This is a genomic window from Winogradskyella costae (assembly GCF_013403865.1).
Lineage (GTDB): Bacteria > Bacteroidota > Bacteroidia > Flavobacteriales > Flavobacteriaceae > Winogradskyella > Winogradskyella costae.
Map to the genome: position 1 here is coordinate 192,964 of NZ_JABFDK010000005.1, position 25,533 is coordinate 218,496.

The following is a 25,533-nucleotide window of genomic DNA, read 5'->3' on the forward strand; positions in this document are numbered from 1 at the left end:
ATTGAAATTTCTAGTGTTTCATACTTACAATAAAGGGTATCTTTCTAGTTTTTTTCATGAACTATCTGCAAAGCTTGTTCAGAGAGAGCATAATGTTGTTAGTTTTTCTTGGAAAGGTTCTGTAAGTGAGCGAGAGAAAGATGGTGTAAGAGTCATTATAAAAAGAAAGCAAGGCTATTTGGTGAATTATCGCAATGTGTATCAGATTATTAAAAAGGAAAAACCAGATGTTGTTCTCTCTAATTTCAGTTATGCTAATCCCGCATTGTTATTTGGTAAGCTGTTTGGAGTAAAAAAGAATTTGGTATGGTTTCACTCATTAAATGAACAGTTAGAATCGAGTAAAACTCAAATTTTTATAAAAAAACAATTTTTGAAATTAGCAAATAAAGTTATTGCTAATTCGTTTCTAACAAAGACAGAATTACATGAGCTTTATGGTGTTCAGAAGCAAAAGACACAAGCTATACCTTTTTGGAGTAATATTTCCGAGCAAAAGTTGATGCCATCTGAATTAAAATTTAAAACTGTTTCTCAGATTATTAAAATTGGTTGCCCAGGTCGGATAACTGATGATAAAAACCAACATATAATAATAGAAACAATTTCTCAATTAAAAAGTGAAAATAATTATGATTTTCATCTTTACATTGCAGGAGTTGGAAATGCACTTTCTAAGTTGAAAAAGAAAGTTCAATACTTAGACTTAATAGATCAGGTTACATTTTTAGGGCAATTATCTGCAAATGAGATGTTAACTTTTTATAATCAAATGGATGTGGTTGTATTGCCAAGTTTACATGAGGCATTTGGATTGGTTTTCATAGAAGCAATTTCTTTGGGTACACCAGTTGTCGTGTCTTCGCAGTTTGGAGCCTTATCTTTTATAAAGAATAAAAACGAAACGTTTTCTAATGTGACTTTTAATCCTAATTCCGTAAAAGATCTTAAAGAAAAATTAATTCCCTATTTAGAAAAAAAGGGATTACCAAAAATGTATTTTAAAAAATTATATCAAGATAATTTTAATAAAAATATGATTTTTAAAATGTTTCTTGAAAGCATTGAAATAAAATAATTATTAAAAATTGAAGAGATTAGTTTGAAAATTATAATCCTATACTCACATAATAAAGGCTTACTCTCTAATTTTTTTCAAGAACTATCTGAAAAACTTTATGAGGAAGGTTGTGAAGTTCTTAATTTCTGTTTAAAACATAATAAGAAATCTTTTATTCAAAACGGGGTCTCAGTTTGTATTGATAAAAATGAAGGGTATTTTAATAATTATTATAAAATCTTTAAGCTTATTAAAAAAGAAAAACCTAATGTGGTTATTTCTAATTTTAGTTATATAAATCCTGCAGTTTTGGCTGGTAGGTTGTTAGGTGTTGAGCATAATATCGCTTGGTTTCATTCTGCTTATGGACATACAAAACCTAGTGTTATTAAAGTTTTGAATAAGACTTTATATTTAAATATGGCTCAAATAGTCTTGGCCAATTCTAGGCAATTACAAAATGAGATGCATACGGTATATAAAGTACCAAGAGAGCGAACAAACTCCATACCTTTTTGGACAAATATTAATAATTACGAACCTTGTTCTAAAACCTTAAGTCGATTAGATAAGGAGAATGTTTTTAAAATAGGTTGTCCTGGCCGTTTAGTTTCTGATAAAAACCACCAAACTGTTATAGAAGCTGTAAATAAATTAAAGGCAGAAAACAAAACCTCCATACAATTGTATCTTGCAGGAGATGGTGCTTATAAAGAATCTTTAAAGTTATTGGTCAATCAACTAGACATGAACGATAGCGTTGTGTTTTTAGGTGATTTATCTGTAACAGAAATGATTGCTTTTTACAAAAGTATGAATGTGGTTGTTTTACCAAGTTTTAATGAAGCTTTTGGCTTGGTTTTTATTGAAGCTATAGCTTTAGGATCACCAGTTATTGTATCTTCGAAGTTTGGAGCTCTCGACTTTATTGATCAAAAGCAGTTTCCATTAAAAAACTTTACTTTTGATCCCAACTCGGTAACTGATTTAATATGTAGTTTACAGAATTATTTAGAGAATAGAGGAGTGCAAAGTGATTATTTTAATCACCTTTATACAAGTACTTTTAATAAAGACGTTATTTTTAAAAAAATACTTAAAATTATAAAAAAAGTTTAATGCTATTCTCCTTTTTAAAATACTTACAACCTACGCATTATTTTCAACGATTAACAAAAGCAAATGGTTCTGTTTTTCCGAATGTTAAAGATTTACCAGAATTTGTCTTGTCGGAATTAAGTAGAGATACTAATTACTCATCTAAACTAGCAGCAGACTATGATTTGTCTTGGCAAGCTATTCAAAATGGTTATGTTGGAAATGCACCTACGTATACTCGTTTTGAAACCTTTAGTGTTGAGGATAATTACCATTTTATCCGAAAGTATTTTAATTCAGCTTGGGTTTTTTATGTATTATTATTAAGAGTTTTTTCATGTCATAACCCATTCAGGGAAATACGAGCTTGGGTAAAAACGAGATCTATTAATAGAGTCTCTGTTGGTACTAGCCCTATTTTTTACAAAGATTGGGATGCTTTTAATTCGTCATTACTAAAAGAAAGTCCTAAAGTTAGTGTTGTTATTCCTACATTGAATAGATACACCTATTTACACGATGTTTTAAAGGATTTAGAAACACAAGATTATTCTAATTTTGAAGTTATAGTTGTAGATCAATCCGAACCTTTTAATTCAGAATTTTATAAGAATTATAATTTAGATATTAATCTTATAAGACAAGAAGAGAAAGCACTTTGGTTAGCGCGTAATACAGCTGTTAAACACGCAACAGGCGATTTAATTGCTCTTTCTGAAGACGATGTTCGTATTGCTTCTAATTGGATTAGTTCTCATTTAAAGTGTTTGGTTTTTTTTGATGCACAAGTCTCAGCAGGTGTTTTTTATCCACAAGGACAACATATACCTAAAGACAGATCTTTTTTTGCAGTAGCGTCTCAGTTTGCAACAGGAAATGCTATGCTTTATAAAAGTGTTTTTGAAAGCGTAGGCTTATTCGATCGGCAATTTGAAAAACAACGTATGGGAGATGGTGAGTTTGGTATGCGCGTTTATCTCGATGGTATAAAAAGTGTATCTAACCCAGTAGCATCTTGCATTGATGTAAAAGCAGGGACAGGTGGTTTACGCGAAATGGGAAGTTGGGATGCTTTTAGACCCTCTAACTTTTTTGCTCCTAGACCAATACCTAGTGTATTATATTATTTTAGACGGTATTTTGGAAAAAAAGCGGCAAGAATAGCTCTCTTGCGAATGGTGCCATTATCCATATTTCCCTATCAATTTAAAAAAAATAAACCTTTATTGATATTGGGGGCTTTTCTAACACTGCTTATTCTTCCTATAGTATTTTATCAGGTATTTAAATCTTGGAGTTTAGCGAGTCAGAAAATAAATAAAGGGCCTTTAATAGAAACTTTATAATGCATTTACAGAACAAGCAGTTATTAATTGTTACTTCAGAATTCCCACCCCAACCAGGTGGAATAGGTAATCATGCTTATCAATTAGCCTTGGAATTATCTAAAAACAATTATTCAATTACCGTTATTGCAGATCAACGATCAATTATAGGTGAAGAAGAAATTGTTTTTGACAAAGCATTACCTTTTAAAGTGATACGAATAAAGCGCCACAAGCATCGGTTTAAAATGTATTTAAATAGAATTGCTGTGACCTATAAATATTTTTCAAAGACATCGCATGTTATTGCAACTGGTAAATTCTCGCTATGGAATGTGGCTTTTATAAGCAGATTTAAAAAAGCAAAAACAATAGCTGTTGTTCACGGAACAGAAGTTAACTTTAAGACTTTTATTTTGAAAAAATCGATAGATTATTCTTTAAATAAAATGGATAATATAGTTGCTGTTTCTAATTATACTAAAAGTTTAATATCATATTTAAATAAAGACGTTGAGGTGATTCCAAACGGTATACGTGTAAACGAATGGAATTCTGATAAGAAGACTTCAGTAGTCTTAAAAGGTAATCCTGTACTAACAACAGTTGGTCGTGTAAGTTCAAGAAAAGGGCAACTCAATGTTATAAAACATTTACCAGAATTACTAAAATATTATCCTGACCTACATTACCATTGTGTAGGTATTCCAACTGAGGCAGATTATTTTACTCAAGTAGCAATAGATTTAGGTGTAAATTCACATATAACATTTCATGGAGCTTTAGACGATGAACAATTAAAACAGACCTTAAGTAGTACTACTATTTTTGTAATGTTGAGTAGTGAAAGTAAAACCGGAGATGTTGAAGGATTTGGTATTGCAATTCTTGAGGCTAATGCATTAGGTGTACCAGCTATTGGATCTAAAAATTGTGGTATTGAAGATGCAATTAAACCTAATGTTTCGGGTATTTTGGTAGATTCGGGTGATACTCGTCAATTTATAAACGCTATTGATAGCATACTAAAATCAAAAGAAACCTTTTGTGAAGCATCAAAAAAATGGGCTTTAGAGCATAATTGGACCACCATTATTAAAAAATATATAGCTTTGTTAACATGAGCACATTAACTATTATATCTCATACAGAGCATTACAAAAAAGCAGATGGTACTATTGTAGGATTAGGATCTACTGTTACTGAGGTTAATAATTTGGTAGAGGTTTTCGATTCAATTATTCATGTGGCTATGTTGCATGATATTCCTGCGCCATCAAGTGCATTAGCTTACACGTCTAACACTATAACTTTTGTTCCTTTACCAGCTGTTGGCGGAACAAAGACATTAGATAAACTTGCTATAATATGGAAAACGCCTCAAATATTGAGAACGATTCAAAAAGCTTTAAATAAATCAGATTATTTTCAGTTTAGGGCACCAACAGGAATTGGAGTTTTTGTTGTTCCTTATTTAGTTTTTTTAAGTTCAAAAAAAGGATGGTTTAAATATGCTGGAAATTGGAAACAGGAGAATGCACCGATGGCCTATAGCTTTCAACGTTATTTACTAAAACAACAGAATAGAAATGTTACTATAAATGGGAGGTGGGAAAATCAGAAAAAACACTGTCTTACATTTGAAAACCCATGTTTAACAGAGCAAGAGATAATACATGGACAATTTATTACTCAAAATAAAAAATTAAACAAAGAAGCGATTAATTTTTGTTTCGTTGGGAGATTAGAAGAGGCTAAAGGATTAGGTTTATTTATAAATGCATTTAAATCACTTTCACCTAAAGAACAAGCGTGTATAGGAGCTATTCATCTAGTAGGAGATGGAGAATTAGTTGATTATTATAAAGCGCAAACATTAGATAGTGCTTTGAACTTTATCTTTCATGGCTATTTATCTCGTAAAGATGTTCATCAAATTTATCAGATTTCTCATGCTATTATTTTACCATCTGCATCTGAAGGTTTTCCAAAAGTAATAGCTGAAGCTATGAATTATGGTTGTTTACCTATTGTTTCTGATGTGTCTTCGATTTCTAATTATGTTGTTGATAATCAAAACGGATTTTTACTGCCTTCAATTACAAAAGAAGGTTTATTAACCAAAATTGAAAAACTATTAGGACTATCAGAATCAACATATTCTACTATGATAGATTCAAAAAAAACAACTATTTCAAAATTCACATATTCGTATTATAATCAGCGGATTAAAATAGATTTATTGTGAGATTTGAAATTAGCAGTTAATGGTGTAAGATGCTGACTTTATTTTGGTTAAAAATTGATTTATTATGCCTAGTAAAAAAAAAATAATTACATTTAGCCGATGTTAAAAAATGAGCTATTCTAAATGATCTTGAAAAAACTGTTTTGGGTTTTTAAACGTCACCCAATCTTATATATTACCCGCTTTAAGTTACTTTCTAAAAATGTAGAAATTAGTGATGTAAGTGATTGTACGTATAATAAAACTAACAGAAAGAAGGATATCCCTGCTTATTATAAAGAAATCAATAAATCAGTTTTTAAAGATTCTACACCAGAGTCTGATTTAAGTTTAATTAAAAAACTGAGTATTTGGCTACAGAATAATATTAAAGGTGGGCCAGGATTAAGTGAGCCTTCAGAAAAAGCGTTACGTATTATGCTAGATGGAAAAGGAGGTGTTTGTAGTGATATGGCACAGATTTTTAATAATTTTTGTGTGATTAATTCAATCAAAGTCAGAGAATGGGGAACTACAAGAGCACCTTTTAACACAGAGTATGGTGGCCATTCTTTTAATGAGGTATTTAGTAAGGAATTAAATAAATGGGTGCTTATTGATGTTTATAATGGTTTGACTTTTTTTAATGAAGATAAAGTACCATTATCTGTTATTGAATTGTTTCAGTTATCTCGCAATAAGAAAACAGTTCACTATAAATCGTTTAATGAGAATAAACCACTAGAAGAAGATAGTGTTTATAGAAATTATTTAAATAAAGATACGGTTCCTTTTTTAATTTGTAATTATAATAATAAAACATACGATGTGTTTTTAAAATATACACGTCCTTATATTCCTGTTTTTATAACACACTTTGTTTTGTATGTTTTAAGAAAGAGTTATCATTACCGCTTTCCATTAGATAATTATAAAATTATTTTTTCTTAACTCTGAGGTTAATCGATAATTATTTACACGACTTCTTTCATTTTAAACCCTGACTGCATAAATTGAAAACCAATATTACTTATATCAGCGCTGTTGGTTTTCATGCCGCTCTAGGTATTTTGATTTATCTTAATGAAAGCATTTCGAAGTTATATTTTTTTGCGGCAGTTGTTTATTTTATCTACCGTATCATAACTATAGCTGATGATAAAAGAACTTATGAAGTATTAAAAGCATGTGCTTATTTTGTTGGTGCTGAGGTGTTTTTTAGAACTACAAGAGGTGCCATTTCCTATGAGGCAGGGAAATATTTAGTAATACTTTTTGCGTTGCTGGGGATTTTCTATAAAGGACTCTCAGGTAAAGGTTATCCTTATTTTATATATCTGCTGTTTCTCATTCCTTCAATATTTGTAGCTTCTACCACATTGAGTTTTGATGCTAATTTTAGAACAAATATAGCTTTTGTATTAAGCGGTCCTGTTTGTTTAGGTTTAATTGCATTATTTTGTTACGACAAACGTGTAACTAATAGTCAGTTGTCTCAGATACTTCTTTTTATGGTATTGCCTATTATAGCTCATACGGCATATATCTATTTGTACGTTCCAGATTTAAAAGAAATATTGTCAAGCACTGCATCTAATCGATCTGCATCAGGTGGTTGGGGAGCAAATCAAGTATCTGCAGCTTTAGGTTTAGGTATGTTTTTAATGGCTATACGTTTTTTTACAAAGTCACCTACCTTTGGTTTAAAAGTTTTAAATGCTACTATTCTAGGTTTAATTGCTTTTAGAGCTGTTACTACCATGAGTAGAGGTGGTGTTATAGCAGCATTAATGGCTACCTTAGTGTTTTTGTTCTATTACTACAGGCAGTCTCGTGTGAAAAAACGAAATGAGTTAATTATTATGTTTGGCTTATTTTGTTTAAGTTTAGTATTTACTTGGGTTGTTAGTATTAATCAATCAGGTGGATTAGTGAGTTTACGCTATTCTAATAAGGATCATTTAGGGAGAGAAAAAGCAAGTTTATCAACAGGAAGAGCTGAGTTATTTGAGCATGAATTACAAGGTTTCATAGATAGTCCTTTTTTTGGAATTGGTTCTAGTCGGGCCAAAGATCAACGTATAGAACAGGAAGGGCAAGGAGTAACCTCGCATAGTGAGTTCAGTCGTACTTTAGCTGAACACGGTATGCTTGGGGTGATTATTCTTTTGATTTTAATGTTTAAGCCTTTAGAAATGAGATCAAGAAACAGAAGTAATTATTATTTTTACGCTTTTTTAGCTTTTTGGTTTTTAACCATAAATCATATGTCTATGCGTATCGCCATGCCTGCTTTTATTTACGGTTTAGCCTTATTAAATGTAAAACATGATAAACGTCCTATACATAGGAAACAACTTAAAGAACAAGCGGTCTAATATTTCTGGAATTCATACCCTTGGTGCTTTGCTTGAGGGGGATGGATTTAGTGTGTATTATGCGTCAAGTCAGTCTAATAAGCTATTTAGACTATTGGATATGCTTTGGAGTGTTTTAAGATTGCAGAAGAACATTGATTTTGTACTCATTGATACGTATAGCACTCAAAATTTTTATTATGCACTTTTAGTGAGTCAGTTGTGTCGCGTTTTAAAACTGCCTTATATTCCTATTTTGCATGGAGGTAATCTCGCATCTCGTTTAAAAAAGAGTCCTAAATTAAGTACCTCTCTTTTTAAGTATGCTAAATGTAATGTGTCCCCATCCCCATTTTTGAAGGAGGTATTTGAGCAGCACGGCTATAACGCTATTCATATTCCGAACAGTATTGAAATTGAAAATTATCCTTTTAAGAACAAAACTTATGATACTCCTAGATTGCTATGGGTGCGTTCATTTTCAGAAATTTATAACCCTAAATTGGCAATTCAGGTATTTAATAAATTAAAAAAAAGCTATCCAAATGCTACCTTGTGTATGGTTGGTCCTGATTCTGATGGTACTTTAAAAGCAGTAAAGGAATTAGCTTTAGAACTCAACTTGGATGTTAAATTTACAGGTAAGCTAACCAAATCAGAATGGATTGCACTATCAGATGACTACAATATATTTATTAACACTACAAATGTAGATAATACACCAATAAGTGTCATAGAAGCCATGGCATTAGGTTTACCTATAGTTTCAACTAATGTGGGAGGTTTACCTTTTTTAATCTCTCATACGGAGGATGGACTTTTAGTACCGCTTAAAGATGTAAGTACTATGGCAAATGCGATTATTAAGCTTCAATCAGATCCAAATCTTAGAATGAAACTTATTGCTAACGCTCGTAAGAAAAGTGAACAATTTGACTGGGTTTCCGTGAAACCCTTATGGAAATCTCTTTTGTCATAAGTTATTGCTAAAAATCCCTTGAACTTCTTATATTTACACGACCGTTTACACTTATAATGACGAATAAAAAAGGCATTCATTTCGAAATTTCCGAGCGCAAAATTCTCCTCAGAATTATAGATTTACTGATGGTGTTTATTGGTGTCTATGTCTTAAGCCTTTTTTTTGATTTTGAATATGTCGAAGTTAACACTGAGAATAGCGTAGCCATAATTTTATTAGGCGTTTATGTTACGCTCTTTGGAACCATCTTTGAGTTGTACGATCTTCAAAAGGCTAGCCGATTCGATAGTACTTTTAAAAATATAGTTATAACGGCTTCTACAGTTGTATTGTTTTATTTGCTTACACCAATTTTATCTCCCTTATTACCTAATGAACGTTTGCAAATAGTGTATCTCTATTTGGCCATTATTTTTTCAATACTGTTATGGCGAATCTTTTACATTAACTTAATAGAATCTCCACGGTTTTATAAGCGTGTGCTCTTAGTTGGTGAAATTTCTAATATTGATGGTTTAGTTAAAGCTTTAAACACGTCCGATCCCAATTATAAAATAGTTGGTTTTATTAATAGTGAAGCGTCATCTTTAGAATCTGTAAAATATAATGGGATTCCAGAATTTGAGGCTAAGGACTTTTTAGAAATCATTAAAAAAGAAAATATTTCTGAAGTTCTAGTCGCTAGTTTTAACTCAGAAGCGATAATGGCAGAAGTGTATCATGATTTAATTTCGCTGCTCGAGCGTGGGTTTAAAATTAGAGATTATACCCAAGTTTATGAGGAACTGTTGCATAAGGTTCCGATTCAATTAGTAGGTAAAGATTTCTACAAGTATTTTCCTTTTAGCCGAAGTAACGAGAATCAACTTTACATATTTGTACAGCGTGCTTTTGATATTGTTTTTGCTACTATAGGTTTGGTCTTAGGTGTGTTTTTAGTGCCTTTTATTTTATTAGGAAATTTTATAGGGAATAAAGGGCCCTTGTTTTATACCCAAGAACGTGTTGGGAAAAACAGTAAATTGTTTAATATTCTTAAGTTGAGAACCATGGTTGTTAACGCAGAAGCTGATGGAGTAAAGTGGGCACAAAAAAATGATACACGAATTACAGCATTTGGGATGTTTTTAAGACGTTCTCGTATGGATGAAATCCCACAATTTTATAATGTTCTAAAAGGCGACATGAGTATTATTGGACCACGACCAGAGCGTCCTTTCTTTGTAAGTGAATTATCGCGTATTATTCCGTTTTATGAAACACGTCATATCATAAATCCTGGTTTAACGGGGTGGGCTCAAGTTAAAACACGGTATGGTTCATCTGTAGATGATAGCCTCACTAAACTTCAATATGATTTATTTTATATTAAACATAGAAGTATATTTTTAGACTTTAATATTTTTATTAAAACACTTAGTACTATTCTGTATTATAGAGGACAGTAGGTTTTTGAGTTCAGAGTGAATAGTGAAGAGTGAAAAGTGAATAGTGTGAAGTGTAAAGTGAAAAGTTTGAAGAACTAAGAAACAAGACTTGACTTCAACCATTCAATTACTGTCTATTCCTCAATGTGGAAACTATATGTTCTGATTACTTCAAATTATTTTGTAAATTCTTAAAACCGGATGATCAAATAGTAGTGATTTGGTTAATTCTATAGTTCAAATCTCATGAGTTATTGATCGCACGTTATTGAATGAAATGGTCTGGTGTTTTAGCTTAATTCTGATTAAAGAATTTTACCAAATAGATATATCTTACTAACAGTGCAATGAGTAATGGAATTAAACCAATTGCAAAGACTTGTACACCGATAATCCAATGCGACGTTAGTAAACAAAGCATTATAATTAGGAACTTTAAATACTTTTTAAACCACGTTTTAACTTTTGGCTTAAACAGCTGAGCGATTGCAAAAATGTTAAGCGGGAATGCCCATAATACATTATAATTTTGAGCCGTAGCCGAATGGTCAGTGGCAAACCATAATAATAAAATAACAATACCAATAGTTCCTGTAACGCTAAACAATAAAATATCTAGCCATTTACTTCGTACCTTGTTTTTATAATCTTTATACGTTATAAATAAAATAAGGATGGCTAATAGACCAATTACTACCAAAGGACTAAATACAAAACTCGATGCTGCATTTGTCTCTTTTTTTTGATATAATACGGTTGAATTTGCAATTAAGCTTTCAGGGGCACTTGTCTTTGCAGTTTCAAAAAAAGCATGAATGTATTTTGGTAAAAACATATACTCGCGTGCTGTAGCATTCCTGTCAATAACAGAGCCCAATGCAATATCAATACCAAAACTTCCCCAAGTATTTAGACCGACCTGATCATGTATAAGTTCTCGAAATGTTTTAGGCTCTAAATTTTCAGGGGTATTAAAGTTGATAGTACCTTTTGTTGTGGTTTGTGCAACATCTCTAATTCGAGTAGCACAATTATCATAGAAGAAATCATATAAATACCGTCTGTTTTCAGGTTTATAATTGTTTTCTAAGTAATTGAATACATTCTGTTTTTCTTCCCTTGAAAGATTTAAAACCTGTTCTTCTATAGTGCGATTCGCATTAGTATAGGCATACAAGAAACGATCAAAGTTATGTCTGCTAATGAGGTAGTTTAATTTTCCTTGTGCAAATTTTAAATAGAAATTAGGCGCATCAAAATCGTACTCACCGTAGCCGTAAACAACATCTATTCCTAAGTTAGTATCTTTTATTCTAAAACCATTATGACCAAAAGCATCATTTAAAGATTCACCAGGCCCTATTGTTATTACTGATATTTTTGCATTTTCAGAGAGTTGAAATTGCTGAGCGAATGTCGTAGCAATGGTACACAGAAAAATAAACGTGAGTAACTTTAATTTCATAAGTAAAACTATCTAAAGACGCTAAAATCTATTTTTAAAGAGAACACATTTGAATACAATGCCGCGCTTTGGTCTCCAATATCTGTAAACGCATAATCGATTTGAATACCTCTATATTTAAAACCAACTCCAAAGTTGGGTTGTAATGTGAGTTGATCGGAATCATCAATTTGTAATTCATTTTGAAAGTTTCCGACACCAGCTCTTAAGAATACCAAATTGGTATAACCAAATTCGAAGCCTAAGGCTGGATTAATACTGGCAAAAGATGTTGATATAATATCATTATTTTGAGCAAAGCGCATATTTAAATTTGCTGCTGCCAACAAGGAATAATCGTAGTGGAATACCCACTTTTTAGACATCCCGATTTGTAATTTAGGAATGGTAATTTCAGTCGTTTCAGGTAGCTCTTGGTTTTCTCCGTCTACAGCACCGCTAATTTGTTCAAACTTTTCTTCGTCAATAGACCAGGCATTATAAGTAGTTGTAATATCTCTGGCCATAATTCCAAATTTCCAGTCATTTCTGCTTTCAAATTGAATACCTGCATCAAAACCGAACCCCCAAGACGATGCAAAATCGCCAATGATTCTTCGGATGATTTTAGCATTCACACCAAAATTTAAACCATCTAACGGAAGTTTTCTCGCATAAGAAAATGTTAATCCGTAGTCTGCCGTAGAAAAAGTGCTTATTCTATCGTAATTAATATTGCCCTGATCATCTATTAACTGTGTCGTATCTAAGATGTCATCTACCCCAAACCTTATAAGCGATAAGCCGACAGCACTTCTGTCATCTAAAGGCATGCCGTAAGCGATATAGTTATAATTTGCAATATTAGCAAAATAACTAGAGTGCATTAAAGCGAGCTGAGTATCTTCGAGATGCACCAATCCTGCAGGATTCCAATAGCCAGAATTAACATCGTCAGTTTGAGACACCACAGCATTACTCATGCCCAAAGCAGCAGCATCAACACCAATATTCATAAACTCGTTAGAATATTTTCTGGTTGTTTGCGCAGAAACCGAAAGCGTAGCAAGTGTTAAGAGAATTACATAGTAACTTTTCAACAGCAAAATTTTTTTACAAAGATGCATAATATTTTTCTATCTATTTAACTCTATAAGTCTGTTCTTATTGTTTTCTTTTCATGTAAATTGAAAATAATATGAGATTAGAGACAAATTCTTTTATATTTTTACAAAAAATACATCTATGAGTTTTAAAAGACACATTCCTAATTTTGTTACACTTCTTAACCTGTTTTCGGGTTGTATTGCAGTAATATTCGCAGTAAATGGTAACTTTATTGTTGCCGCTATATTCGTATTTCTAGGAGTGTTTTTTGACTTTTTTGATGGTCTTTTAGCCCGCAAACTAAATGTGCAGAGTCCGTTAGGTATTCAATTAGATTCTTTGGCTGATTTGGTAACTAGTGGGGTAGTGCCAGGTATAATAATGTTTAAACTTATTTCATTGACTATTGACGCGCCAGATTATTCTGCTTATACGGACAGCTGGAATTCTATTTTTCATTGGCAAGGTTTCAAAATGTCGGTCTTACCTTTAATTGGTTTATTTATAACTTTAGCTTCTGCTTACCGTTTAGCCAAATTTAATATAGATGAAGATCAACAATCTTATTTTAAAGGCTTACCAGTGCCAGCTAATACTTTAGTAATATTATCATTACCATTAATTCTAGAATACCAGAATAATGATCTAATGAATTCTATAATAATTAACAAATGGTTTCTCATCGGTTTAACACTTTTTAGTTGCTATCTTTTAAATTCTAATATTAAGTTATTTGCTCTGAAATTCAAAAACTGGGGATTCAAGGATAATGCTGTACGTTATATTTTTCTATTATTAAGTATTGTACTTTTAATTGTGCTGCATTTTGCGGCAATTCCACTTGTTATTGGTTTATACATTGTTCTTTCTCTATTGACCCAATCTAAAATTTAATTTCACTAAACTTAATATAATTAATGGCTTCAGGATTTTTTGCACTACTAGATGATATCGCAGCTATAATGGATGATGTCGCTGCAATGACTAAAATTACGACAAAGAAAACAGCAGGTATTTTAGGTGATGATTTGGCCGTTAATGCGGAAAAGGCTTCAGGTTTTATATCCTCTAGGGAAATACCCGTTTTATGGGCAATTACTAAGGGGTCTATGCTTAATAAGATTATCATATTGCCATTAGCTTTTTTATTAAGTGCATTTATTCCATGGGCGGTTATAGTGATATTAATTTTGGGAGGCTTGTATTTAGCGTATGAGGGAGCAGAAAAAATTTATGAATTTTTTGTACCGCATCCAAAAGAGGTTACGGTTCATCTTAAAAAAGATTTAACTACAGAAGAATTATTAGATTTAGAAAAATCCAAAATAAAGTCAGCTGTTGTTACAGATTTTATTTTGTCTGTTGAAATTGTAATTATAGCTTTAGGTTCGGTCGTAAATGAGCCAATTGTGACGCAGATTATAGTGGTATCTATTGTAGCATTAATAGCTACGATAGGTGTTTATGGTATTGTGGCATTAATTGTACGAATGGACGACCTTGGTTTAAAGTTTATTAGCAAAAGCAATGGTGAAAGCGGATTTTTATTTGGATTAGGAACGTTTTTGGTGAAAGCTTTGCCTATAATCATTAGAAGCTTATCGGTGATTGGTACTATCGCATTGCTTTTAGTTGCTGGTGGTATTTTTGTTCATAATATTGAATTTATGCATCATTTCTTAGAACAAATCCCTTCGATTTTAAGAGATTTTATTGTGGGACTTGCAGCAGGTGCTGTTTGTTTACTTTTAGTCAATGGTGTGAAGTTATTACTTCCTAAAAAAGAAGGTAAGCATTAAAAGGGTTTTGTTGTAAGTGGATCCCTGCCTTCACAGGAATGACAAAGCTATTAAAATTATGAAGTGTAAGTAATACTATTATAATCAAAACACGTTTTCTTTTGATTAAAATATTGACGTCATAAGTGGATTCCCGTCTTCACAGGAATGACCATGGCGCTAAAGTTTTGTTTATGGTCTGTGGATTTTTGCTTTTGTAGGAATTACAATGCTCTTCTGAATTATAGGTTTCTAAGAAGACAGTATGTTTTAATTCAGTTTTCTGTAATAGCATTGTTGAAATGTAAATGGTTGGTTTTTAGTTTTGATAATTATGATATTTATTGAAGGTTCATGTTTTGTAATTCTTGCAAAGGCAGGAATCCACTCGTGTTTCATATAGCTGAAATCGAATATCAAAAGTAATATTATTTAATCTTCAAATACTTTTAATTCAGTACCTAAAGTGATGTTGTTAATTATATCCTTTTTTGATTCTTTTAGATAGAATAACGTCCATGACTTGTCATCTTCAAAGCTAGAGCGTCTATAGGTGCTATGTTTGCTTTTTCGGTAATTTACAGGGAAATAGGGTTTAATGTATTTTGGGAATTGATATAAACCTTCCTTAGTTTCCTTTTCATAAAATGGTGAGGTTGGAATGAGGTTTCCTTCAGTATCTGCTGGACCTAAGTTTAATAACGATAGATAAAACCCGTTTTTAGGTAAGTAAATTTGATGCTGTTCTAAATCTATGTTTAATTTATCCGTTTTTTCATTGAAGAGGATAACAATTGGTTCCATCGTAATTTCTTTTCCAGGTAATCCATTCTCATTGGTGTAAAAAACAATTCTGTATAACGTTGCAAATGGGTGACGCTTTAGCACTTGTTCCTTTTTGCCTGCAAAATCCATAGTTTTATTATAGCTTGGGATGGTGACAGATTTCATCTGAACCTCTTTATCACTATAATCATTCTCAATTAAGCACGCAATTTCACCACCGATAGGATTTCGGTAAGAATTTAAGAAATCTTTATCGTTAATAGATTTTGTTTTTTCTGTTTTAAACTTTCGCTTCTTATCAGATAAAACAACTTCCTCTAATTGTGTTGCTACAGGATTTAAACCTATAAATTGCTCTTTTATGGAGTCTACATAAACGATTTTTGTTTCATAACCCAATGCGGAGAGTTGCATACTATCAGACACGATGAGACTTAAGTTAAATTGCCCATTTTTATCTGTATAAATACCATCTTCATCTCCAAAGGAGATATTTACATAAGAAATAGGTAGCGCTGTTAATTGATCGCTAACGGTAATGATAGTTTCATTTTGCCCAATAATTGGAGTAAGTTTGAGAAAAATACAGAGGCTTAAAATGAAATATTTGATGTTCATTTATAATAGATAAAAGTTTAAAGAGCCTTGTAAGTTATCCTTACGATAAGTCCTTAGAATTCTAATTTCTTCTTACGTAACTCAAAATTCTGTCCCAAATAAACCTTACGCACCATTTCATCACTCGCTAATTCTTCAGGTTTACCAGCTTTAAGAATAGTTCCTTCAAACATGAGATAAGTTCGGTCTGTAATCGCTAGTGTTTCTTGTACGTTATGATCGGTAATAAGAATTCCTATATTTTTTTTAGTCAGTTTAGCAACAATGCGCTGAATATCTTCAACTGCCACTGGGTCAACTCCAGCAAAAGGTTCATCTAATAATATAAAGTTGGGATCGGTTGCCAATGCTCTGGCAATTTCAGTTCTACGACGCTCTCCACCAGACAATAAATCACCTCTGCTCTTTCTAATATGACCTAAACCAAACTCTTCAATTAGCGATTCCATTTTATGTAGCTGTTCCTTCTTACTAAGCTTAGTAAGCTGTAATACGCTTAAAATATTGTCTTCGATACTTAATTTTCTAAAGACGGAAGGTTCTTGAGCTAAGTATCCAATACCATTTTGAGCACGTTTGTACATTGGATATTTGGTAATATTAGTGTTATCTAAAAAGATATTACCACCATTAGGTTTAATAATCCCAACAATCATATAAAAAGATGTGGTTTTACCAGCTCCATTAGGACCTAATAAACCAACAATCTCTCCTTGATTTACCTCTAAAGAGACATCCTTTACTACCTTTCGTCCACTGTAGGACTTCATTAAATGTTCTGCTCGTAACTTCATATATGGTGTAAGAACGCTAAAATTAACAAAATCATATAGATTTTATTCCCTTTCGCTAATCATTTATTAAAAGTTTAACCTTGTGAGTTGTGTTCCGCTATAGCATCCCAATACTCGTGTGCACGTCGTAAATGCGGAATCACAATAGTACCTCCAACTAAAGTAGCAATACCAAGGGCTTCACTAATTTCTTCTTTGGTGATACCTTCATTATAAGAGGCTTCTAAGTGGTATTTTACACAATCGTCACATCTTAGAACGGTTGAAGCGACCAAGCCTAAAAGCTCTTTAGTTTTTTTATCTAGAGCCCCTTCTTGAAAGGCATTAGTATCTAGATTAAAGATTCGCTTTACTATTTTATTATTATCAGCCAATATTTTATCGTTCATTTTAGCACGATAATCATTGAATTCCTTTACAATATCAGACATAATTTAGGGCTTAACTTTTGATTTTTTAATTTCTCTTGCGGCTCTTCGCTTTTGTTTTCTAACCACTATAGCCGAAATATAAATACTTATTTGGTACAGCAATAATATAGGAATGGCTACAATAACCTGACTCGCAATATCTGGTGGCGTAATGACAGCAGATAGAATCAGTACAATAACTAAAGCATATTTTCTATACTTTCTTAAGAGTAGCGGTGTTACCAATCCGATTTTGGTTAAGAAATAGATAAGTATAGGTAACTCAAAAACAAAACCTGCGGCTAAAGATGATGATCTCACTATAGAATTATAGGAGCTTAAATCAAAAGCGTTTGAAACCTCTTCTGCAAACGTATAGTTTGTTAAAAAGTTTAATGATAAAGGAGTAATGACATAATATCCAAAAGCAACACCTAAAAAGAAAAGTAGTGATGCAATGATTATAAATCCTCTAGAGTTTCGGCGTTCGTTGGTTTGCAACCCAGGACTAATAAAACTCCATAATTGATATAATACATATGGGAAGGCAATGACCAATCCGGCGTATATGGAGGTCCAAATATGTGCTGAAAACTGACCGCCAACAGATCTTACTTCAATCACAAAGGGTAATTCGCTGGCACAGAACGACATGTCCATTCCGAAGAATTTAGACATTTCACATAGTGCAACATATGTTGGGAAATCCATATGCTTAGGAGCCATTATAATTCCAACAACGAAATCTTTAAAAATGAAAGCTAAGATGGCCGCAACCATAATACTAATTACAGCCCTAACTAAATGCCATCGTAATTCTTCGAGATGATCTAAAAAAGACATCTCATCTACATTCTTTTTTGCCATTATATAATGCCTTCTTTTATTAAATCGTGAAGATGAACTACTCCCGAATACTTACCGTCATGCTCTACTAATAATTGCGAAATACCAAATTCCTCCATAACTTCCTTAGCATCAACTGCCATAGCATCTTCTAAAATTCGTCTTGGGTTATCGCTCATTATGTCTTTAGCTCTTAACGCTGTAAGGTCGTCACTTTTGCTCAGCATTCGCCTTAGATCTCCATCTGTGATAATTCCTATAATTTCGTCATTTTCAACTACGGCTGTTACTCCGAGCATTTTCTCAGTAATTTCAACGATAACTTCTTTTAATGACGCTTCGAGACCAACCTGTGGTTTTTGATTTTGAGAGGATAAATCATTTACTCTTAAATATAAACGCTTTCCAAGGGCGCCGCCCGGATGATATTTTGCGAAATCTTTACTCGAAAAACCTCTTAATTCTAATAAACAAACTGCTAAAGCATCTCCCATTACAAGTTGTGCGGTGGTACTTGTAGTTGGCGCTAAATTATTAGGACAAGCTTCTTGTGCAACAAAAGCATTCAAAATAAAGTCGGCTTGCTGCCCTAAAAAGGAGTCTATGTTACCTGTAATTGCAATCATTTTGTTATTTGCATTCTTAATAAGTGGTACTAAAACTTTAATTTCAGGAGTATTTCCACTTTTTGAAATGCAAATTACAACGTCGTCTTGAAGAATTAATCCAAGGTCTCCATGGATGGCATCTGCAGCGTGCATAAAAACCGCTGGAGTCCCAGTTGAATTTAATGTAGCAACGATTTTGTTAGCTATAATAGCGCTTTTGCCGATTCCGGTGATGATAACACGACCCTTAGAATTATAGATTAATTCTACTGCATCAGCAAAATCTTCTGTTAATAATTCGGCCAAATGGTCTATAGCTTTGCTTTCTAATTTTATGGTAGACTCTGCAGTTTTTAAGATAGTTTGCTTACTGTTCAAAACTTATTATTTATTGAGTTTTCTAGGTTTAAAGAATTTGTTATCTTTAAACTTGTTGCAAATGTATATAAAATACCAATAGGGATTAATGAGTATTGCAGAAATTGACTTACACTCCGCATTAAAAAAGTACTTTGGATTTTCAGAATTCAAAGGCCTTCAAGAAGAAGTAATAAAGAACGTCGTAGCAGGTAATAACACTTTTGTTATTATGCCAACTGGTGGTGGAAAATCTTTATGTTATCAACTACCAGCTTTAATAGCTGAAGGTACTGCGATTGTGGTATCTCCGCTTATTGCGCTGATGAAGAACCAAGTAGATGCCATAAGGGCCGTGTCTGAGCACGAAGGTGTGGCACACGTTTTAAACTCTTCTTTAAATAAAACAGAAGTTAAACGCGTAAAGGATGATATTACAAATGGCATCACAAAGTTGCTTTATGTGGCTCCAGAATCTTTAACTAAAGAGGAATATGTTGACTTTTTAAGAACGGTTAAAATCTCGTTTATGGCTGTCGATGAAGCCCATTGTATTAGTGAATGGGGGCACGATTTTAGACCAGAATACAGAAATCTTAAGACGATTATTAAGCGAATTGGCGATGATATTCCGATTGTTGGTCTTACAGCAACAGCAACTCCTAAAGTTCAAGAAGATATTTTAAAGAGTTTAGGGATGCCAAATGCCGTAACTTTTAAAGCGTCCTTTAATAGACCTAATTTATATTACGAAGTACGTCCAAAAACTAAAAATGTGGATGCCGATATTATTCGCTTTGTAAAACAGAACGAAGGAAAATCTGGTATTATATATTGTTTAAGTCGTAAACGTGTTGAAGGTTTAGCACAAGTTCTTCAAGTAAACGGTGTAAAAGCGGTGCCGTATCATGCCGGTTTAGATGCTAAAACACGAGTAAAACATCAAGATATGTTCTTAATGGAAGATACTGATGTTGTTGTCGCTACTATTGCATTTGGAATGGGGATTGATAAGCCCGATGTACGCTTTGTAATTCATCATGATATTCCTAAAAGTATAGAAAGTTATTATCAAGAAACAGGTAGAGCTGGTCGTGATGGTGGTGAAGGCCATTGTTTGGCTTATTATGCCTATAAAGATATTGAGAAACTTGAAAAGTTTATGGCAGGTAAGCCTGTTGCAGAACAAGAAATTGGCCACGCGTTATTACAAGAAGTGGTTGCTTTTTCCGAAACTTCGGTATCTCGACGTAAGTTTATTTTGCATTATTTTGGAGAGGAATTTGACAATGAAACTGGCGATGGAGGTGATATGGATGATAATGTTCGTCATCCCAAAAAGCAAGTTGAAGCTCAAGATGATGTTAAAATTCTTTTAGATACAGTGGCCAAAACGAATGAAAAATATAAAGCTAAAGATTTAGTACAAGTACTTGTCGGAAATTCAAACGCACTTATTTCATCGCATAAAACGGATTTGCAAGCGCATTTTGGAGTTGGTAAAGCCAAAGATCCAAGATATTGGATGGCATTAATTCGTCAGGTTTTAGTGGCGCGTTTTTTAAAGAAGGATATTGAAACCTATGGTGTTTTAAGATTAAGCGAAGAAGGAAAGGATTTTATAAATAATCCGACATCTTTTATGATGGCAGAGGACCATGTTTTTGATGAAGAATCAAATGATGGTATCGTTACTAATTCTAAAGGCGGAGGAGCTGTTGCTGATGAAAAGCTCATGGGGATGCTTAAGGATTTACGTAAGCGAAATGCCAAAAAATTAGGCGTGCCTCCTTTTGTTATTTTTCAAGATCCGTCATTAGAAGATATGTCTTTAAAATATCCAATTAATATAGAGGAGTTGTCTAACGTCCATGGAGTAGGTGAAAGTAAAGCTAAAAAATATGGAAATGACTTTGTAGGTTTAATAGCTGATTATGTAAATGACAACGATATTTTACGCCCTGAAGATATGGTAGTAAAGTCAACAGGAACCAATTCTGCTATAAAACTATACATCATTCAAAATGTAGATAGAAAATTGCCTTTAACTGATATCGCATCATCAAAAGGAATGGAAATGCCTACGTTTATTAAGGAAATGGAATCCATTGTGTTTTCTGGAACGAAGCTGAATATTAATTATTGGATTGACGATCTTTTAGATGAAGATCAACAGGAAGAAATCCATGAGTATTTTATGGAATCTGAAAGCGATAAAATAGATGATGCTATTGAGGAATTCGACGGTGATTATGATGATGAAGAATTACGATTGTACCGTATTAAGTTTATGAGTGAAGTGGCGAATTAGTTTTTAGAGATCAGTGGTCAGTGGTCTATATTTAATGTAAAGATTGAATTTCTGATTTAGGATTTCTGAAAAGAAATGAATGCACCTTTTTAAATTATAAAATCAATTTAGTGAACCCATTTTTAATTATTCTCTTAATTATAATGTTTCCTTTTTTTGTTTGGATCACAGGATTTTTAAATGCTTGTTTTTTTATTCCATATTTTAAAGAAGGAGAAGCAAGCGATTTTTTAGAAGCTCATGGTTGTGAGTTTGTTAAGTGTGAGGAAATAAAAAATGATGGACGTCACAGATTAGAGGAAAATCTTATAAATAGACTGTATTCGTATAAAACGTATTACCAAATTACGGCAAAATCTATTTCGGATGGTTCAGATAAAACATTTAGACTACTATTAACAAAAACGTATTTACCATTCAATCTTAAAAGAGAGCTTCATTATTTAGAGCAATAATAATTTTATTCCTCTTCATCAAAAGTATCAATCACAACATATTTACTAAATAGAATATCGTGCTTCTTAACTTTTATTTGAATACTCCTAAGTGTTGCATTTTCTAAATTTTTAACGTCACTTTCTTCAATCTGAAAATCAATTTTAGTGATATTTCTACCTTTTATATCTGAGTTTTCAGATTCAAATTCAGGCATGTCAGCTTCTAATTTTAAATTGAAATCATCACCAATGAAGTGTAATTGTGCTCCATTTTTAGATTTCACATTGAGGTTTCCTACAATAACAGTTTGAAAAAAGAAATAGCCGCCTAATTCATTTAAGCCTGCAAACAAAACATTATTTTTAGCGATACCAAAAGGTCTGTTTTCAACATCGTTAATGATGGCTTCAATAGTGTCGCCAGAATTAGATTGCGCTTTAGAACCGAAAAGTTGAGATAAAAATGCCATGTTATTTTTTGTCAAAACTAAAAAAAAGAATCAGAACCCGAAATTGAATTTGAAGTTGTTTTCGATTTCGATTTCAATTTCAGATTCGATTTCAAGTTAACTTTCTTATCTTTGCATCCTTAAACAAATTAAAATACAATGCAAGACGGTATATACGCAAAATTCAACACTTCAAAAGGTGCGATATTAGTGAATTTAGAGTTCGAGAAAACTCCAGGTACAGTAGGTAATTTTGTTGCTTTAGCAGAAGGAAATTTAGAAAATTCAGCGAAGCCACAAGGAAGTCCTTATTACGATGGATTAAAATTCCATAGAGTTATTCCAGATTTTATGATACAAGGTGGTTGTCCACAAGGTACAGGAACTGGAAACCCAGGTTATAAATTTGATGATGAATTTCATCCAGATTTAAGACATAGTGGTCCTGGTGTTTTAGCTATGGCAAACTCTGGCCCAGGTACTAACGGAAGTCAGTTTTATATTACACATATTGCAACAGATTGGTTAGATAATAAGCATACTGTATTTGGAAACGTAGTTGAAGGACAAGATATTGTTGACGCTATTGCACAAGGTGATAAAATTGAAACTATTGAAATCATAAGACAAGGTGATGCTGCTGAAAAGTTTAATGCTATTGAAGCCTTTAGAACATTTGAAGGGTCTCGTGAAAAGCGTATTGCCGCTGAACGCGAAGCTGTAAGAGCAGAGTTAGATAAATTAGCTGTAGGTTTTGATGAAACTAAATCTGGTTTACGTTACCAAATCATCCAAAAAGGAGATGGTAAAAAAGCAGAAAAAGGAAATACAGTTTCTGTACATTATAAAGGTCAGTTAGCTGACGGAACGGTTTTCGATTCGTCTTACAAAAGAAATTCTCCACTAGATTTTCAAGTTGGAGTAGGTCAGGTAATTGCAGGATGGGATGAAGGGATTTGTCTTTTAAATGTAGGAGATAAAGCACGTTTGGTAATTCCTAGTGATTTAGGTTACGGTGCTGCAGGTGCTGGAGGAGTTATTCCACCTAACGCAACTTTAATATTCGATGTAGAGTTAATGGGTGTGAAATAATCACAATTAATAGATACATATTTAATAATATAGAAAAAAGTCTCACTATGAAGTGAGACTTTTTTTGTTCTCATTCCTAATAAATGAACTATCTATTTATGATATTAATAGTTTAATTCATTACTAAAAATGAACATATCGGGGTTATTCGATATTAATCCTAATCTGAAGTAAAATCTGCACTGTATATTTAAACTTTTTAAGGAAAAATGTAATTGGTTTATCTTAAGATGTTTTAAAGAATTATGTGCGATTTTTTAACATAAATCTTCTTTTTAATAGTGAATGCTAACATTATTATTTAATTTTAAAGAAAATCAAACATATAATTTATGAAACAACTATTACTCAATTTTTTTGCAACAATCGGTATAATTAGTATGGTCACTGCTCAAGGCTATGTAACACCAGATACAAATATGACCTATACTTTAGATAATCTTGTATCAGCAAGTCCCTCTACTATTTCGGTGAGTGGAACGACCTATACATTAGTGGAAGATCTTACAATTTCTGCAAGTGACGCTTTAATTATTAGTGATGATATCACTTTAGAAATTGGAGGAGATATACGAATAACCATTTACGGAATTTTTAATGTAGATGCTGATAATGCCGTTTTTACTGCTATCGATACAGCATTACCTTATGATGGTTTTCGTTTTGAAGAATTTTCAGATATTACGATTCAAAATGCAACGATACAATACGGAGGTGGTTTACGTGTGCTTACAGAAACATTTACTATTGATAATTGCTTAATAACCAATAATGTTTCAGGAGTTTCTACAAGTGGTGTTATTGGACTTTCAAGAGGTAAACCTCAAATTACTAATAATACGATTACTTTTAATCAAACTACTGCTATTGGATCTGGCGCTACAAATCTAGTGTCGCCTTATATATTTAACAATTATATTGAAGGGAATAATCAAGACAATTCTAACCGTCCTCAGATTAATTTAGGACCGACATTAGAAGATCCAACACAAATTATTCAGAATACGATAATAGGTGATCGCAGTTTAACACAAGTGGGAGGTGTTTCTGTTTCTGACTTAATAAGTGCAGGTGGTGTAAATGCTGTAATTGATGACAATATCATAACAAATAACCGTTATGGTATGGTTATACAGAGTAATAATGTTTCTGCATTTATTAGAAATAATGTGATTGAAGATAATAATACCCAAGGAAATCCTAATCTTGGTGGAAGTGGTATATCGTTAGTTGCCTCTTTAGAAGGTAATGTTATTGTGGCTAGTGGCAATGAAATTCGCAGGAATTTATGGGGAATTACACTTCAAGGAGAGTCTATGATTAACTTAGGTGACAATGTTGATAATGTTGGGCAAAATGTATTTTCTGAAAATGGTAATGATGGAGTGATATATGCAGTTTACAATAATACAGATAACCCGTTGACAGCGATGCATAACTGTTGGGATGAAACTAATGTTCCTAATACATTAGCTGATGCTGAAGCTGTAATTGTACACCAAAATGATTTTGGGACATTAGGATTGGTTACATTCGATCCGGTGAATTGTGGTTTTTTAAGTGTAGATGAGCTAGCTTATAATGAGATGGCTATTTATCCTAATCCTACTTCTGGTCAATTTAGTTTAACAAATAATACGTTATTTAATCAAATGAACGTTTATAGTGTTGATGGAAAACTTATCATGCAAAAAACGCTTCAATCAGGTTCTAATGACTTATATCTAGATTTAAATACAGGTTTATATCTATTAGAATTCAACGGATTAAATGCTAAATCAACTAAAAAGTTAGTGATTAAATAATTTGAGACTTATAAATTTTAAAAGGCTCTACCTTAGTTGGTAGAGCCTTTTTTTTATGAATTGAATATTTGGGTTAACTTATAGAAAATAAGATGGGTGTTATGGGCTTCTATATTTTTCATTACAAAAAAATGGACTTAAGCTCATCGCATTAATTGGGGAAACGATACTTAGACTAGGGACTCATTAGCCATTTTTACAATATTTGCAGCTGT

At 32.5% G+C, this 25,533-nt stretch carries 23 protein-coding genes; 15 read left to right on the forward strand and 8 right to left on the reverse strand.

Annotated features, from left to right (window positions below):
• The first annotated feature begins 1 nt into the window (after position 1).
• The 9 genes from HM986_RS12270 to HM986_RS12310 all read left to right on the forward strand — a co-directional run bounded on the left by HM986_RS12270 (position 2) and on the right by HM986_RS12310 (position 10,497).
• On the forward strand, positions 2-1,078 hold the full coding sequence (locus HM986_RS12270; RefSeq protein WP_179335383.1) for a glycosyltransferase family 4 protein: 1,077 nt from the start codon (positions 2-4) through the stop codon (positions 1,076-1,078).
• A gap of 24 nt (positions 1,079-1,102) precedes the next feature.
• Positions 1,103-2,179, forward strand: a complete 1,077-nt coding sequence (locus HM986_RS12275; RefSeq protein WP_179335384.1) for a glycosyltransferase family 4 protein — start codon at positions 1,103-1,105, stop codon at positions 2,177-2,179.
• Positions 2,179-3,504 (forward strand): glycosyltransferase family 2 protein, encoded by a 1,326-nt coding sequence (locus HM986_RS12280; protein ID WP_179335385.1) that lies wholly within the window; start codon positions 2,179-2,181, stop codon positions 3,502-3,504. The genes HM986_RS12275 and HM986_RS12280 overlap by 1 nt, the downstream gene beginning before the upstream one ends.
• A complete protein-coding gene (locus HM986_RS12285; RefSeq protein WP_179335386.1) occupies positions 3,504-4,607 on the forward strand; it encodes a glycosyltransferase family 4 protein in 1,104 nt (367 codons plus the stop codon). Before HM986_RS12280 ends, HM986_RS12285 begins: the two co-directional genes overlap by 1 nt.
• Positions 4,604-5,731 (forward strand): glycosyltransferase, encoded by a 1,128-nt coding sequence (locus HM986_RS12290; protein ID WP_179335387.1) that lies wholly within the window; start codon positions 4,604-4,606, stop codon positions 5,729-5,731. Before HM986_RS12285 ends, HM986_RS12290 begins: the two co-directional genes overlap by 4 nt.
• Positions 5,732-5,854: 123 nt before the next feature.
• The gene (locus tag HM986_RS12295; protein ID WP_179335388.1) at positions 5,855-6,661 is read left to right on the forward strand and encodes a transglutaminase domain-containing protein; all 807 of its coding nucleotides are present in this window, start codon (positions 5,855-5,857) and stop codon (positions 6,659-6,661) included.
• Positions 6,662-6,723: 62 nt separating this feature from the next.
• Positions 6,724-8,088: an O-antigen ligase family protein gene (locus HM986_RS12300; RefSeq protein ID WP_246288500.1), complete on the forward strand. Its 1,365-nt coding sequence runs from the start codon at positions 6,724-6,726 to the stop codon at positions 8,086-8,088.
• Positions 8,039-9,046, forward strand: a complete 1,008-nt coding sequence (locus HM986_RS12305; RefSeq protein WP_179335389.1) for a glycosyltransferase family 4 protein — start codon at positions 8,039-8,041, stop codon at positions 9,044-9,046. Before HM986_RS12300 ends, HM986_RS12305 begins: the two co-directional genes overlap by 50 nt.
• Before the next feature lie 56 nt (positions 9,047-9,102).
• Complete coding sequence (locus tag HM986_RS12310; RefSeq protein WP_179335390.1) at positions 9,103-10,497, forward strand: exopolysaccharide biosynthesis polyprenyl glycosylphosphotransferase; 1,395 nt, start codon at positions 9,103-9,105, stop codon at positions 10,495-10,497.
• 274 nt (positions 10,498-10,771) lie between these two features.
• Here HM986_RS12310 and HM986_RS12315 read toward each other — a convergent pair whose 3' ends face one another.
• A complete protein-coding gene (locus HM986_RS12315) occupies positions 10,772-11,941 on the reverse strand; it encodes a lipoprotein N-acyltransferase Lnb domain-containing protein (RefSeq protein WP_179335391.1) in 1,170 nt (389 codons plus the stop codon).
• 8 nt (positions 11,942-11,949) lie between these two features.
• The gene (locus HM986_RS12320) at positions 11,950-13,020 is read right to left on the reverse strand and encodes a putative type IX sorting system protein PorV2 (RefSeq protein WP_179335392.1); all 1,071 of its coding nucleotides are present in this window, start codon (positions 13,018-13,020) and stop codon (positions 11,950-11,952) included.
• Positions 13,021-13,165: 145 nt separating this feature from the next.
• On the opposite strand from HM986_RS12320, the gene HM986_RS12325 reads away from it, so the two are divergent.
• Together HM986_RS12325 and HM986_RS12330 are read left to right on the forward strand one after the other, a co-directional pair.
• Positions 13,166-13,921 (forward strand): CDP-alcohol phosphatidyltransferase family protein, encoded by a 756-nt coding sequence (locus HM986_RS12325; protein WP_179335393.1) that lies wholly within the window; start codon positions 13,166-13,168, stop codon positions 13,919-13,921.
• A 23-nt stretch (positions 13,922-13,944) separates the two neighbouring features.
• A complete protein-coding gene (locus tag HM986_RS12330; RefSeq protein ID WP_179335394.1) occupies positions 13,945-14,826 on the forward strand; it encodes a DUF808 domain-containing protein in 882 nt (293 codons plus the stop codon).
• Between the two features lie 411 nt (positions 14,827-15,237).
• On the opposite strand, the gene HM986_RS12335 is transcribed toward HM986_RS12330, so the two are convergent.
• The 5 genes from HM986_RS12335 to HM986_RS12355 all read right to left on the reverse strand — a co-directional run bounded on the left by HM986_RS12335 (position 15,238) and on the right by HM986_RS12355 (position 19,245).
• A complete protein-coding gene (locus HM986_RS12335) occupies positions 15,238-16,209 on the reverse strand; it encodes a peptidase associated/transthyretin-like domain-containing protein (protein ID WP_179335395.1) in 972 nt (323 codons plus the stop codon).
• Positions 16,210-16,262: 53 nt separating this feature from the next.
• Entirely contained in the window at positions 16,263-17,003 is a 741-nt protein-coding gene (lptB, locus tag HM986_RS12340) for an LPS export ABC transporter ATP-binding protein (RefSeq protein ID WP_179335396.1), read from the reverse strand.
• 74 nt (positions 17,004-17,077) lie between these two features.
• The gene (locus HM986_RS12345) at positions 17,078-17,434 is read right to left on the reverse strand and encodes a carboxymuconolactone decarboxylase family protein (RefSeq protein ID WP_179335397.1); all 357 of its coding nucleotides are present in this window, start codon (positions 17,432-17,434) and stop codon (positions 17,078-17,080) included.
• Positions 17,435-17,437: 3 nt separating this feature from the next.
• Positions 17,438-18,280, reverse strand: a complete 843-nt coding sequence (tatC, locus tag HM986_RS12350) for a twin-arginine translocase subunit TatC (RefSeq protein WP_179335398.1) — start codon at positions 18,278-18,280, stop codon at positions 17,438-17,440.
• On the reverse strand, positions 18,280-19,245 hold the full coding sequence (locus HM986_RS12355; protein WP_179335399.1) for a KpsF/GutQ family sugar-phosphate isomerase: 966 nt from the start codon (positions 19,243-19,245) through the stop codon (positions 18,280-18,282). Before HM986_RS12355 ends, tatC begins: the two co-directional genes overlap by 1 nt.
• A gap of 88 nt (positions 19,246-19,333) precedes the next feature.
• On the opposite strand from HM986_RS12355, the gene HM986_RS12360 reads away from it, so the two are divergent.
• Together HM986_RS12360 and HM986_RS12365 are read left to right on the forward strand one after the other, a co-directional pair.
• Positions 19,334-21,535, forward strand: coding sequence for a RecQ family ATP-dependent DNA helicase (locus HM986_RS12360; RefSeq protein ID WP_179335400.1), 2,202 nt, complete (start codon positions 19,334-19,336; stop codon positions 21,533-21,535).
• A 110-nt stretch (positions 21,536-21,645) separates the two neighbouring features.
• Positions 21,646-21,990, forward strand: a complete 345-nt coding sequence (locus HM986_RS12365) for a hypothetical protein (protein WP_179335401.1) — start codon at positions 21,646-21,648, stop codon at positions 21,988-21,990.
• Positions 21,991-21,995: 5 nt separating this feature from the next.
• Here HM986_RS12365 and HM986_RS12370 read toward each other — a convergent pair whose 3' ends face one another.
• Positions 21,996-22,442, reverse strand: a complete 447-nt coding sequence (locus HM986_RS12370) for a hypothetical protein (protein ID WP_179335402.1) — start codon at positions 22,440-22,442, stop codon at positions 21,996-21,998.
• 138 nt (positions 22,443-22,580) lie between these two features.
• Here HM986_RS12370 and HM986_RS12375 point away from each other — a divergent pair, with 138 nt between their 5' ends.
• Together HM986_RS12375 and HM986_RS12380 are read left to right on the forward strand one after the other, a co-directional pair.
• Positions 22,581-23,513: a peptidylprolyl isomerase gene (locus HM986_RS12375; RefSeq protein WP_179335403.1), complete on the forward strand. Its 933-nt coding sequence runs from the start codon at positions 22,581-22,583 to the stop codon at positions 23,511-23,513.
• Positions 23,514-23,845: 332 nt separating this feature from the next.
• Positions 23,846-25,318, forward strand: a complete 1,473-nt coding sequence (locus HM986_RS12380; protein ID WP_179335404.1) for a T9SS type A sorting domain-containing protein — start codon at positions 23,846-23,848, stop codon at positions 25,316-25,318.
• Positions 25,319-25,533 lie beyond the last annotated feature (215 nt).

Coding starts and splice junctions, on each gene's coding strand:
- HM986_RS12305 (WP_179335389.1), top strand. CDS start 8,039: ATGATAAACGTCCTATACATAGGAAACAACTTAAAGAACAAGCGGTCT.
- HM986_RS12315 (WP_179335391.1), bottom strand. CDS start 11,941: ATGAAATTAAAGTTACTCACGTTTATTTTTCTGTGTACCATTGCTACG.
- tatC (WP_179335398.1), bottom strand. CDS start 18,280: ATGGCAAAAAAGAATGTAGATGAGATGTCTTTTTTAGATCATCTCGAA.
- HM986_RS12295 (WP_179335388.1), top strand. CDS start 5,855: ATGATCTTGAAAAAACTGTTTTGGGTTTTTAAACGTCACCCAATCTTA.
- HM986_RS12330 (WP_179335394.1), top strand. CDS start 13,945: ATGGCTTCAGGATTTTTTGCACTACTAGATGATATCGCAGCTATAATG.
- HM986_RS12310 (WP_179335390.1), top strand. CDS start 9,103: ATGACGAATAAAAAAGGCATTCATTTCGAAATTTCCGAGCGCAAAATT.
- HM986_RS12335 (WP_179335395.1), bottom strand. CDS start 16,209: ATGAACATCAAATATTTCATTTTAAGCCTCTGTATTTTTCTCAAACTT.
- HM986_RS12380 (WP_179335404.1), top strand. CDS start 23,846: ATGAAACAACTATTACTCAATTTTTTTGCAACAATCGGTATAATTAGT.
- HM986_RS12280 (WP_179335385.1), top strand. CDS start 2,179: ATGCTATTCTCCTTTTTAAAATACTTACAACCTACGCATTATTTTCAA.
- HM986_RS12360 (WP_179335400.1), top strand. CDS start 19,334: ATGAGTATTGCAGAAATTGACTTACACTCCGCATTAAAAAAGTACTTT.
- HM986_RS12375 (WP_179335403.1), top strand. CDS start 22,581: ATGCAAGACGGTATATACGCAAAATTCAACACTTCAAAAGGTGCGATA.
- HM986_RS12345 (WP_179335397.1), bottom strand. CDS start 17,434: ATGTCTGATATTGTAAAGGAATTCAATGATTATCGTGCTAAAATGAAC.
- lptB (WP_179335396.1), bottom strand. CDS start 17,003: ATGAAGTTACGAGCAGAACATTTAATGAAGTCCTACAGTGGACGAAAG.
- HM986_RS12290 (WP_179335387.1), top strand. CDS start 4,604: ATGAGCACATTAACTATTATATCTCATACAGAGCATTACAAAAAAGCA.
- HM986_RS12370 (WP_179335402.1), bottom strand. CDS start 22,442: ATGGCATTTTTATCTCAACTTTTCGGTTCTAAAGCGCAATCTAATTCT.
- HM986_RS12325 (WP_179335393.1), top strand. CDS start 13,166: ATGAGTTTTAAAAGACACATTCCTAATTTTGTTACACTTCTTAACCTG.
- HM986_RS12285 (WP_179335386.1), top strand. CDS start 3,504: ATGCATTTACAGAACAAGCAGTTATTAATTGTTACTTCAGAATTCCCA.